General features: G+C 42.3%; 9 protein-coding genes. 6 read left to right on the top strand and 3 right to left on the bottom strand.

The window, feature by feature from the left end:
- The first annotated feature begins 66 nt into the window (after window positions 1–66).
- Window positions 67–1,509: a ribosome biogenesis GTPase Der gene (der, locus tag ACP7AE_RS11375; protein ID WP_055124475.1), complete on the top strand. Its 1,443-nt coding sequence runs from the start codon at window positions 67–69 to the stop codon at window positions 1,507–1,509.
- A 220-nt stretch (window positions 1,510–1,729) separates the two neighbouring features.
- Window positions 1,730–3,667 carry a sensor histidine kinase gene (locus tag ACP7AE_RS11380; RefSeq protein ID WP_426243166.1) on the top strand — a complete coding sequence of 646 codons (1,938 nt, stop codon included), beginning with the start codon at window positions 1,730–1,732 and terminating at the stop codon, window positions 3,665–3,667.
- 318 nt (window positions 3,668–3,985) lie between these two features.
- On the opposite strand, the gene ACP7AE_RS11385 is transcribed toward ACP7AE_RS11380, so the two are convergent.
- Window positions 3,986–5,152 carry a D-alanyl-D-alanine carboxypeptidase family protein gene (locus ACP7AE_RS11385; protein WP_045444873.1) on the bottom strand — a complete coding sequence of 389 codons (1,167 nt, stop codon included), beginning with the start codon at window positions 5,150–5,152 and terminating at the stop codon, window positions 3,986–3,988.
- A 576-nt stretch (window positions 5,153–5,728) separates the two neighbouring features.
- On the bottom strand, window positions 5,729–6,166 hold the full coding sequence (locus ACP7AE_RS11390; RefSeq protein WP_045444876.1) for an MCR_0457 family protein: 438 nt from the start codon (window positions 6,164–6,166) through the stop codon (window positions 5,729–5,731).
- Window positions 6,167–6,794: 628 nt separating this feature from the next.
- On the opposite strand from ACP7AE_RS11390, the gene surE reads away from it, so the two are divergent.
- The 4 genes from surE (at window position 6,795) to modB (ending at window position 11,183) form a co-directional block, all read left to right on the top strand.
- Window positions 6,795–7,607, top strand: coding sequence for a 5'/3'-nucleotidase SurE (surE, locus tag ACP7AE_RS11395; RefSeq protein WP_426243168.1), 813 nt, complete (start codon window positions 6,795–6,797; stop codon window positions 7,605–7,607).
- A gap of 249 nt (window positions 7,608–7,856) precedes the next feature.
- Window positions 7,857–8,651: a M23 family metallopeptidase gene (locus ACP7AE_RS11400; RefSeq protein WP_087813560.1), complete on the top strand. Its 795-nt coding sequence runs from the start codon at window positions 7,857–7,859 to the stop codon at window positions 8,649–8,651.
- Between the two features lie 139 nt (window positions 8,652–8,790).
- A complete protein-coding gene (locus ACP7AE_RS11405; RefSeq protein ID WP_055124471.1) occupies window positions 8,791–10,095 on the top strand; it encodes a lytic murein transglycosylase in 1,305 nt (434 codons plus the stop codon).
- A gap of 386 nt (window positions 10,096–10,481) precedes the next feature.
- Window positions 10,482–11,183 carry a molybdate ABC transporter permease subunit gene (modB, locus tag ACP7AE_RS11410; protein WP_426243170.1) on the top strand — a complete coding sequence of 234 codons (702 nt, stop codon included), beginning with the start codon at window positions 10,482–10,484 and terminating at the stop codon, window positions 11,181–11,183.
- Between the two features lie 46 nt (window positions 11,184–11,229).
- Here modB and ACP7AE_RS11415 read toward each other — a convergent pair whose 3' ends face one another.
- On the bottom strand, window positions 11,230–12,234 hold the full coding sequence (locus tag ACP7AE_RS11415) for a D-cysteine desulfhydrase family protein (protein WP_426243172.1): 1,005 nt from the start codon (window positions 12,232–12,234) through the stop codon (window positions 11,230–11,232).
- Between the last annotated feature and the right edge of the window lie 433 nt (window positions 12,235–12,667).

Consider the following 12,667-nt stretch of genomic DNA (forward strand, 5'->3'; position numbering starts at 1 on the left):
TGTTATATCACTGGTTATAAGAATAACTGTACTGCCCGCCATTGTGCCTTTCACTGAGAGTAACCCATGAGTATCAAGCCTGTGGTCGCCTTAATTGGTCGTCCAAACGTCGGTAAATCCACCTTATTTAATCAGTTCACAAAAAGTCGGCAGGCATTGGTTGCTGATTTGTCAGGACTGACTCGTGACCGTCAGTACGGTGATGCGACCTATGAAGACAAATCTTTTATCGTTGTAGACACTGGTGGTATTGGTGAGGCGGATGACGGTAGCGGCAACATTGATGATTATATGTCTGAGCAATCGCATACAGCGATTCATGAAGCAGACATCATCGTATTTGTGGTGGATGCTCGTGCTGGTATGATCGGCGCAGATGCTGAGATTGGTAAGTTTTTACACACCCTTGGCAAACCAGTCTATGTGGTTGCCAATAAAGTTGATGGTGCTCACGACGCTGCACCTGCCGAATTTTATGCATTAGGATTGGGTGAGCCATATCCAATGGCGGCAAGTCATGGTCGCGGTGTCGGTAATTTGCTTGAAATATTGACGGCTGATATGCCTGAGCAAGAGAATGTCGTAGAGCCAAAAGGTTTGAAGTTAGCGATCATAGGTCGTCCAAACGTTGGTAAATCGACGCTAGTCAATCGTCTATTGGGTGAAGACCGAGTAGTGGTTTTTGATATGCCCGGTACCACGCGTGACAGTATTTATATTCCTTATACACGTGAGGGTAAGGACTACGTCTTAATCGATACCGCTGGTGTGCGCCGCCGCGGCAGAATTGATGAAAAAGTAGAGAAGTTCTCGGTCATTAAAACCCTGCAAGCAATCGAAGATTCTAACGTAACCGTTATTGTTATTGATGCTCATGAAGGTATCGTTGATCAAGACTTGCATATGATTGGCTATGCGCTTGATGCGGGTCGTGCTTTAGTTGTTGCGATTAATAAGTGGGATGGTCTGACTGCTGATCAGAAAAATTATATCAAGATTGAGATGGATCGCCGCTTTAACTTTATCCCTTATGTAAAAGTGCATCTAATCTCAGCACTACATGGTACGGGTGTGGGTAATCTATACCCGTCTATCTTGCGTGCTTATAAATCTTCGATGTTTGAAGTATCAACCAATCGTTTGACTCAGATTCTGCAAGATGCGGTGACAGCCAATCCACCACCAACGGTTGCTGGTCGCCGTATTAAACTGCGCTTTGCTCACATCGGTGGTCACAATCCGCCCGTGATTGTCATTCATGGTAACCAAACCAGTGCATTACCTAAGAGCTATCAGCGTTATCTGGAGAACCAATTCCGTCAAGTATTTAAGCTCGAAGGCACGCCGCTCAACGTTGTCCTTAAACAAAATGACAACCCATATGCCAACAAGAGCGATACGCCAACCAAAGCGAAGACGCAACAATTGCGCCAACGCGAGCGTAATCGGGCACAGAAATTTACTACCAAAGATAAGCAGAAATTCACCAATAAAGATAAAAAGCGTTAATTTAGCCAAATGATGATGGTCTTTATATGGTTGTAGTAAATAAAGACTGTTTTATTCTATTGTTCATGCTTGTCTGTAATGTGCTATATCATGATGATTATATCGGTCATCATGATATATTAATACGTTGTTAAGTTTTATTAACATGTGATATTTCTCTCACTACTCCTACAAAATACCTGTACTATAATCAAAAGTTTTCTTAACTCAGTTAAGTAATATGAACAACCGTCCCTCTCAAAACATCTCTACGCTTATTTGGCGTTCTGTCGTACAAGCCATTATTTTGGCTGTGTTGGCAGGCTTCTTGATGTCTATCGTTTATGGTTTGTTATACCACTATAAAGAGAAGCGTCAGCATATCCAGCAATTGGCTACCATGTTGACCACCAGCGCATCGACAGCCGATGGTGCTGATATCGTGGCTGAGCAAGTGAGATTCTTGTTAGAAAGTGAACCCAGCATTAGAAGTATTTTATTTTATTCAACACCCAAACCTATTGATGAAGTTAATCAATCCAGAGATGATTGGAAGAATGCCTTATTTGCAGATACTGTCAGCTTCAATTATCCCGTCACCAGTGACGATATCGGTGATGATAGCGCGCTAGATACGTTAAACAGCAGTCAGCAATCGTCCACGACTTTATCAAATGGTGAGCAAGAATCGTCAGCGTCTAGTGAGGCCAATAAAAATAGCGCGTTAGTTGGATATATTAATCTCACTTTAGATGTGAACACCCTGCGTTCACATTGGTTTCGAAGCAATATATTGCTATGGCTTATCACCACGATATTGACGGTACTTTGGGTATTGTACATTCTGCGCAAACTCAAATGGCCAATCAGAGATATTGAAGCTTTGAAAGAAGTCTGTCACATCGTTGTGAAAAACCCAGAGCTTGAGCAGTTACCAGTGATTCCACAGCTTTTTGAATTTCAGGAACTGGTACAAATCAAGCAAACTTTGGCTGTATTGTTTGATCGTTTACAGACAGTCCAACAAGATTATGAGGCGCTTGCTATTTTTGAGCAGCAATTACACAACAAAGACGTAGCCCTCGATGTGCAGCTGCATAACTTTCAAAGCATGATCACCCATGAGCTGAAAACTTCGCTAAACGCTATCGTAGGCGGTTTACAGCTGTTAGATTACGATACCCTCAATAGAGAACAAAAAGATGCGGTTGAAATTATCAGTGACGGTAGTGATAAATTGGTGTCGTCGCTTGATCATATTATCCAATTGAATCAAATACAAAAAGGTCAGATGAGTATTAATTGTATTGCGTTCAATCCATTGCAGTTAATCGCTGATCTGTTGGCAGAATATGAGCCTATTGCTCGGCAAAAAAGGCTAGAGTTGATTAGCCGTATTCACCATATAGACTATGGTCTGGAAGGGGATGCAGAAAAAATAAAACAAATATTATCAATATTACTGAGTAATGCGATTAAGTTTACTCCAGCGGGGCAGGTGACTATTACGTCGCAATTGACCCATTTTGATAAAAGCAATCGCTGGCAAATCAGTGTGAAAGACACAGGTATTGGTATCGATAGCACTCATATCGATGATATTTTTAATCCGTTTTTCCAAGTGGATTCATCACAAACTCGCCAATATGAAGGCTCAGGTGTTGGTTTGCCAGTCGTCAAGCAAATGGCTCAGCTGATGGGCGCTACCATAGAAGTAGATAGCACGTTAGGGTCAGGCACCCAATTCATGCTGACCATATCGATGACCAATAAACAGCAGTCTCGGCAGCAGCATTTATTGGCTGGATTGACTGTTATTTACTATTATTATCATGAAGTCGGGTTTTTAGCGAAAGAGCTAGAACGTTTAGGCGCGACGGTCATTTATCGTCAGCATGAAGCACTGGTTATAGAGGAGATGAGTATAAGACAGGTGAATATGGTGATGTTTGCGGAAGATATCTTTCCAAGTAAAGCTGAGTCGTTAGCCAAGCGTATTCGTCAATTTGAAAGTGAACATCGGGCTTTATTGGTATATTGGTATCCACCACATCGAGCGAAGCAGTTAGACAGTTTTGAGCATGGTTTGAAAGCAGCTGGTGTCGATTACTGTTATAGCGCCACTTATAAAGATAAAGCATTAAGCGACTTGCTTAAGCGCTGGTTGGTATGGACGTAATAGGACTAAAGGATTTGTCACGCTTACTGTACTAACCTCGTTTAATGTACTCGATTGCCTTTCATTTACTCATTTACTGTAAATAGTTTCGAACATCGTATTTTCGACAAGGGTGCTTGCTTTTAATTTGAAAAATATGATGAACGAGAGCAAACCTGCTAAGTCTAGTAAATCAGTGTTTATCACAGTTTTATGATGACACTATTTAATAGCAATAATAAAATCTGTGCGGTGAATGAAGACATAAAAAAGACGCCCAGTTTTGAGGCGTCTTTTTTGTCAGTAATGTTCTTGAGAAATAGCTTCTACTAATATTCTCTAAAACAGATTTTGTGCCCAACGTACGACACGCTGCCAAGTGCGGCTCATAAAGCCTGATTGCTCGATATCACTGGTCGCTATAATAGGCACTGAAGCCACCGCTTTACCATCAATAACCGCCATCATTTTGCCAATTTCTTGACCTTTTTTGATGGGTGCTTCTAGGCTCTCAGGAATATCTACCACAGTCGTGATTTTGTTTTTTTGCGTTTTGCTGGTTAGAATTTGCAAATTATCCGCAGTGACTAGCTCAACTTCATCAGCTTCACCGAACCAGACCGGAACTTTGCTGACGAATTGTCCAGCAGGTGCTTTGGTGACAGTAGTGAAGTGGCCAAAGCCCCAGTTGAGCAGCTCACGTGATTGATCGGCACGTGCTTGCTGGCTCTCTGTTCCCATAATCACAGAAATCAAGCGCATGCCATCACGATTGCTTGAAGCCGCTAAGCAATAGCCTGCGGCATCAGTGTGGCCAGTTTTTAAACCATCAACGGTTGGATCGGTTGCAAGTAGAGCATTACGGTTACCTTGAGTAATACCGTTATAGGTGAACTCTTTTTCTGCATAAATACCATAATAGTCGCCGCTATTCTTGATAATAGCACGTGACAATTTGGCCAAATCTAGTGCTGATGCCTCATGCCCTTCGTCAGGCATACCAGTAGAGTTGACGAAATGGGTATTTTTCATACCAAGTTTTTCTGCTTGCTCATTCATCAATATAGCAAATGAGGCTTCGCTACCAGCGATATGCTCAGCCATGGCTTTTGAGGCATCGTTACCTGATTGAATAATAATACCGCGTAGCATGTCGATAACACTCGCAGATTTATTTACCGGCACATACATGCAAGACTGGCTGCTACTACCACGACACCAAGCATTTGGACTCATTATGACTTGGTCATCTTCTTTGAGGTCGCCTGATGCTAAGCGCTGCTCAATGATGTAACTGGTCATCATTTTTGTCAAAGACGCTGGCGGTAGCGACTCATTGGCGTTCTTTTGTGCCAAAATCTCACCAGTATTATAATCCATCAATACATAGGCGGTATTATCCATCTCAGGCGGCTGGATGGCTGCGTTTGCCATCACTGCACTCATAGAGATACTCACACCGACTACCAGCTGCACCAGCTGATTTTTTACACGCTTTACTGTCATATATCGTTACACCGCATCATGAAACCAAATGTATCTACCGCTTGTACCTTGCACTAAATCTTATGCATCATTTTAAGTAGCCTGTCTTAAACATTCTGTTTAAAAACAATGTATTAATAAGAGTGGTGATGGCTGAGCGACAGACATAAAATTAACGCCTTATCTTAGCAAAATGCCAACCGATGGGGAATCGATAAATGCAAAAAAAGACCCGATTAAAAAGAAAGAGTAGTAAGAAGTAAACGTTTGCTCAGACTAGGACCGCCACAGTGCCTTGAATAGAAATAATTCGACTGTCATAAAAAAGCTTACGGTCATCCTGTTGGTATAAACAGAATTAACGTAAGCTTTTTTGTTACTCATAAGCCTGATGAACAAGCTTATAAGTTTTCGCTAAATAGCCCATAATCAGCGTTCCAAGACGGATAATGCCATGATTTATTGTCATTAATTATAGCTGACTTTATCAATTTAGAATCAATGCTGGGGCATAGCTATTGTAGGGGAGACGATAGGATGTATGATAAGTAAGCCAATTATAATGTTGTAATTGTTGTGCTTAATTATGATGATCAACTACTGGTATTCAGCATTCGCCAAATCTTCGCATAGAGCTTTGTTGTCTTGTTTAGAGAAGCCCATTGTCCAGCTACGAATGCCTTGTAATATCTGGCGATAATCTTGCTGAGTGGATAGATATTGAATCGCTGCTTTTGGATCTTCTAAAGACGGCATCAACTCGTGAAGCTGCACGTTATAAGATTTATAAAAGCGCTGTTTTTGTTTGCCATTGAGCATCGGTGGACATATCTCTGATAGCACTTGCATGACCGCAATTTCATGCTTAGTAACATTGATGCCAGACATATCTAGAGGTATAGTTGTAGCAGAATTATTCGCCGCAAAGGATGCTTGAGACAGCATGGCAACAGACGTTACCAGTCCTGCAAGACTAATTTTGGACGCCGTCTTTGCTATCACAGAAGCTATAGATAATATCGATTGATTTTTCATGCAGTATTACACTCGCTTATCTTTAATTAATGGTGATATGTTAATGGGTAAAAAAACAAAAGTCACATAAAATATTGATTTATGTGTAGATATCTTGTGAGCCAAAGCTCTTTTTGAGCAACATATCAGCAGCATAGACTCATAAGTTACGACAGCATAAAAATATAAGTTTGTATTGTTGTAAGGTGTTGCCTATTGTAACGTCACGCCAAGTTTTTTGCTGTTGTTCATGCAGATATCATAGAGATAAAAATATAAATTGGATAAATTCTGCGCAAAGACTGGGTTCGTGTCAGCGTATTATTAGGGTATAATCGCCCAAAATTATGGTGGCATCCGCGTTTTGCTGTATCAATTTTTTCATATCCATGCTGTGATATAAACACAGTGTCATTTTACTTTGATAGCGGTATGGCTTTTTTAACTTTGATAGTAAATTCAGCTACCATTTGACGCTCGCTAAATGCTGTTTATAAATACTATTTATGCAGAAAAAGCCAATGTAGGTGTCAGCATCAACAGTATGATCAAACAATCTAACCACCATTTTCGGGTCTGATTATAGCAATTTTATGCGGCTAAAGTTCATAAGTGGACAGGCGGTCATTAATGAGTATATTGAGTGAAAATGAAATTTTTAATTAGTAATGATGATGGGGTTTATGCACCAGGGTTATTGGCATTATATCAAGCCCTGTCTGCTATTGCAGAGGTGGTAGTGGTTGCGCCAAATAGTGAGCAAAGTGGCTGCGCGAGTGCTTTGAGCCTATCGATGCCATTATATACTCATCAATTGGATTCTGGTTTTATAGCGGTAAATGGTTCGCCCGCGGACTGTGTACATTTGGCATTGCATGAGTTGTATCCTGATACGCGTTTTGATTGTGTGATTACTGGTATCAATTCTGGTGCCAATCTTGGTCAAGACGTTTTATTTTCGGGTACCTTTGGTGCTGCATTAACCGCACAGCTCTTTGGAATATCTGCCATTGCGACCTCCCTAGTGGGCGGCGGCGTCAAAGGAGAAAAGCAAGAGCAGACCAGTCATTATCAAATGGCGGCAGCTGAAATAGTTAAATTATTGATAGAAACACCGATATTAGATGCTTGCAAAAATTTGCCCTATCATGTATTAAACGTTAATATTCCTGATGTGGATAGTGCTGATGATATCAAAGGTCGGAAAATAACGGCGTTAGGGCACCGTCAGATTGCGCGTCCTGTACATCATGTGGTCGATCCACGCGGGCGTGATGCTTATTGGTTGTCGCTACGTAAACGCCCACATGAGTTGCCATTAGAAACTGAAGAATTACAGTCCTCTACAACAGATCTGACGGATGATCAAGCGGTAGCGGCGGGTTATATCAGTTTATCACCAGTGCGCCTGCATCATACGCCAGCAGACACGCTTAAAATGCTGTCGGCGTTAATGCTATAAATTTACGCTGCCAAAATGCGTCAAACAGCTGGTCAATATCCTGATATTATCTGCACTATTTTTCTTATTTGGCTGCCATTTATCTCATTTTTATCACCATTTTCAAAATGAGGACACGCCTTAGAAAATGGTTTACTATCGAGTGATTGATAATGGTATTTGCCAAATACTAAACGGTATAAAAGTTAGCAAAATGCTTGTGAATAACACAAGGAGTTTGTGAGTAACATAAAGAATAGGAAATCTTGTATGAAGAAGCTTATTGCTGGATCGCGCTTTGCAACAGTGGCATTGATAGGTACTTTAACAGCAGCAACGTTAACGATGGTGGGCTGTGCAACCAAGCCTACTTACCAATCAGCCAACCAAGCGGGACCTAAGATTATTACCAATGCACAAGGCGTTCCTAACTACCATCGTGTACAGCGTGGCGACACGGTCAGCCAAATTGCTGAGCGCTATCGTCTCAGTTACCGTCAAATCGGTTCGCTCAATGGTTTAGACAGCAAGTATACGATTTATAGTGGTCAATGGCTCAAGCTGTGGCAAGGTACGCCAGCTGATAACAATCGTTATAACGCGCCTACAACGACACAGCCAACTTACACACCACCTGTAACGAGCGTGCCTAATAATAGCTCACAAAGCCCTGTATACGAAGTGACGGCTAACGCAACGTCAGGTTATGAATATCCGAGTCGCAATCAAGTGACCCGTAACTTTGATGCGGCAGCGGGCACGATGGGTATGTGGTTTGCTGGTAATATCGGTGATCCCGTACTTGCTAGCCAATCTGGCACGGTACTGTACTCTGGCGATGGTCTGCCAGAGTATGGCAATCTTATTATGATTCGTCATAGTGATAATTACATCACCGCTTATGCGCATAATAGTCAGCTACTGGTCAAAGAAGGCGATGCTGTACAGCGCGGTCAGCGCATTGCAAACATGGGTAACAGTGGCCAAACCAATCAGGTCGGCTTAGAGTTCCAAGTGCGCTTAAATGGCAATCCTATTGATCCACGTGCGGTACTGGGGCGTTAAACGTGATGCCAAGTTGTGACTGATTTGGCAAGTTTAGTGGCTTTATTCAGAGTGCTTGAATTTCAGAGTGTTTGAATAAAGCCACCTTAACTAAATCGGTTTATTTGAGTCGCTTTACTTATTCATACTTGAGAATTTTATAATGTTAAAAAAACAATATCTTGCCCTGTTTCCTGCGCTAGTGATGGTTGGGTGTACCAGCCAACAGGCGATGCAAAAACCTAGCAAGCCTGTACGTCAAGGCAACGTTCAGATTACCCAAACTCAAACCATTCAAGTGAAGCCAGCACCGAAGCCTGTCATCAAGCCGCAGCCAGTGGCAAAGCCAAGCTATAACAGCTTCTCTGATTGGAAGTCGGATTTTTCTATGCGGGCGATTTCATCAGGCCATGATGCAGCGACGGTGCGTCGTCTACTTGATACCGCTTATTTAAACCAGCAAGTCATCTCACTTGACTCAGGACAGCCAGAGTTTTCTAAGATGCCATGGGAATATGTCGATTCTGCCGTATCTGATGGGCGTGTGAGTACTGGTAAGCGTAAGTTTGCCGAGCAACGGGCATTTTTGTCGCAATTAGAATCGCAGTACGGCGTCAATGCAGAAATAATCGCTGCCATTTGGGGCATGGAGTCGTCATACGGCGTGGTGACGGGTAATAGCAGCATACCAAGCTCACTTGCGAGTCTGGCTTATGATGGTCGTCGCCAAGAGTTTGCCGAAACTCAGTTGTTGTCATTAGCGACGTTATTGCAGCGCGGTGATGTGTCTTGGTCGCAGCTCGATGGTTCTTGGGCAGGCGGCATGGGGCAGACGCAGTTTATCCCTGATACTTGGCTGAAGCACGGAGTGGATGGCGATGGTAATGGTCACCGTAACCCGTGGGCAACGGGCGATGCACTGGCGTCCACCGCTAATTATTTGAGCAACTCAGGTTGGGTTCGAGGTCTAGCGCCATTTTACGAAGCGACCATTCCTGCCTCATTCGATTACTCTATGGTTGGTAGTAAGCAGCCAGCCGCGAGATGGGCAGCGATGGGTGTTGATACGATAGCTGATGTTTATTTGGATGCCAATACTGAAATGGAGCTGTGGCTACCAGCTGGCAAGGATGGTCCAGTGCTGCTACTCAGTCCAAACTTTGATGTGATCAAAGTTTATAATAATTCATCGAGCTATGCGCTAGGTGTCAGCTTGTTGGGTAAAGCGCTTGCAGGACAAGGCGGGTTACAGAAATCATGGCCGCGTTATGAGCGTCCATTATCCACAGCTCAAGTACGAAATTTACAGCAGCGTTTGACCAACTCAGGCTATGATACTAAAGGCGCTGACGGTATCGTGGGTACCAATACTCGGTTGGCGTTCCAGCGCTGGCAAGCAGACAATGGTCAGACTCCAGACGGCTTTATTACTCAGCGTAGTGCGTCATCGTTAGCTTCGTGGTGAAGCAGGTTGATAGAACTTTTTTTGACTCGTATTAATTCTAATATTAGCGTGTTAAAAGAAATTTTTTAACCATCATTTTTGACGGTAATAGTTAATACGATGAGCTTAGTGAATAAAATAAAAAAGCACCTTAATAAGGTGCTTTTTTATTTTACGCTATGATTGTTTTTCAACAGACTTTAATCTTGTCAGGTTTTAATAAATAATATGGACACAAGAAGACTGATACTGTGACTGATAAACGCTACACTGTTTGTTTATCAATGCGCTTTGTTTATAAACGCGCTATTTATAAGAGCTGACATTATATTTGTCTGTTCAATCTTTTAATATTAGATACAATAGATCCTTTATCCTCATAACGAATGGCAACGAGCAGTGACATTATGATAGACCAGTCTCTTATGTCCGATATGCTTAGTCCGTTTTGGGTGAGTATTAAGCTTGCTGGTGTCACTACCATTTGTCTATTACTGTTCGCAACGCCTGTGGCTTATTGGCTCGCCAAGCCAAGTCGTAGGCAAGTTGTGGCACGTCTTAAAGTCTTGCTTATGGGCATCATTGCCATGCCATTGGTTTTGCCACCTACCGTCATCGGCTTTTATCTTTTATTACTGTTAAGCCCTAGTGTCGGTATTGGTAAATGGCTTAGCGAACATTATATCAGCCCCTTGATATTTACTTTTGAAGGTCTTGTCATTGGTTCGATTATTTACTCCTTGCCTTTTTATATTCAGCCTGTCTACGCCCAATTTTTACGTATTCCACAAAGCGTGATGGAAGTGGCACATTTATTGGAGCCAAGCCGTTTCAAGCGGTTTCTCAGAGTCGCTCTGCCACAAGCGCGTGTCGGTATTGTGCTCGGCAGCTTAATAAGTTTTGCCCATACTATTGGTGAGTTTGGCGTGGTTTTGATGATAGGGGGTAGTATATCCGATGAGACTAAAGTGGTCTCGATTGCGATATACGAGCAAGTAGAGGCGCTGAATTACGAGGCAGCGCACATGATGTCTGGGATTCTCATCATTATGGGAGTGGTTATGGTGGCGTTGATTGCTAGTGTGAGCCGGCTGAATCAGCGCTCATAAGATGGCAGTTAATACCTATAGCTTAAGTTAATGCGTCAAAATTTATTTATCCATTTTTTTTCATCATATCTAAGTCACTTGAGTAGGCAAATAAAGCTGGTGCACCGCCCGTATGCCAAAATAAGACACGATCGGTTTTCTTGATTTTGCCAGACCGAATCATATCTATGAGTCCGCCCATCGCACGACCCGTATAGACAGGATCTAAAAGTATGCCTTCTGTTTGAGCTGTCATCGCAATGGCTTCATTTTCTAATGTACCAACCACGCCATAGCCTTCGCCCACATAATCAGAGTTGAGTATTAAATCGCTTTCTGTAAACTGATGATCGGCACCGATAAGGGTGGCCGTGCTATTGGCAAGCGCGACGGTATACTGATCAAAAGGCACTTTGTCTGTTTCGCCTTTATCGATATTGATACCTACGATTTGGGCGGGCGAGTTGAGTATTTTTTTGCCAAGCATCAAACCGGCTTGTGTTGCCCCAGAGCTAGAAGCAAAAACGATATGAGTAAATGATAGGTCCATGCTTTCACGTTGCGATTCTAACTCTTTAAAAGCTTCTACAAACGCTAAAGCACCCAGCTCATTGGAGCCGCCATAGGGTATGACATATGGTTTTTTGCCTTGTTTTGTTAATTGCTCAACGATTTTAGGAATGTCTTCTCCTTTACGATTGGCACCTGCCCAGTAAATATGAGATCCAAAAATTTTGTCTAATAAAAGATTGCCACTTGTTTGTTCGGGTTCTTCTCCACCCAATACTAAATGGCAGTCAAGTCCCAAGCTTGCTGCTGCGGCAGCAGTTTGGCGACAATGGTTTGATTGTGCGGCACCTGCCGTAATCACGCAATCAGCACCTTGAGCAAGGGCATCACCCATGATAAATTCAAGCTTACGGGTTTTATTGCCACCCAATGCCAGTCCCGTGTTGTCATCTCGTTTCATAAAAATAGTAGGGCCATCAAGCACTTTACTCAATCTGCTGAGCGCTATCAAGGGAGTGGGGAAGAAGCCCAATGATTGTCTGGGTATGTGGTTATATTCCATATTTTGTCCCTTTTATGATAAGAAAATGCTGAATAAGTTTGAAATATATCCATTGATAAAGTCAGTTAAAAATGATTATTTAGCGGCTATAAATAGCCAGTAATTATACGTCGTAACAGCCTTATAAAACGTATGAATGCGTATCCAGCTTGAGAATCAGTGAAATCCTAAGGGTTAATCTACCAAATATAAAATGAAAATCCTCATGAAAGCTGTCAATTTTGCATGAGGACTATTTGTTTTATTGAGAAAGAGTTGAGAGCTGTTTTAGAACTATTCGTCAAACCAATTAGACTGGTTAAAAATGAAACTTCACTAGGGCGTGTCCCTAATCTGTAAAAGTAAGTATAAAGGCTTTAAAATAAAGAGACTATTTCAAACAGGGCTCTCTAAATTATGGCAAGAACAGTGCTCACCGATAATACATGGGAAC

It is taken from the genome of Psychrobacter sp. TWP2-1-2 (assembly GCF_049896785.1).
Classification (GTDB): domain Bacteria; phylum Pseudomonadota; class Gammaproteobacteria; order Pseudomonadales; family Moraxellaceae; genus Psychrobacter.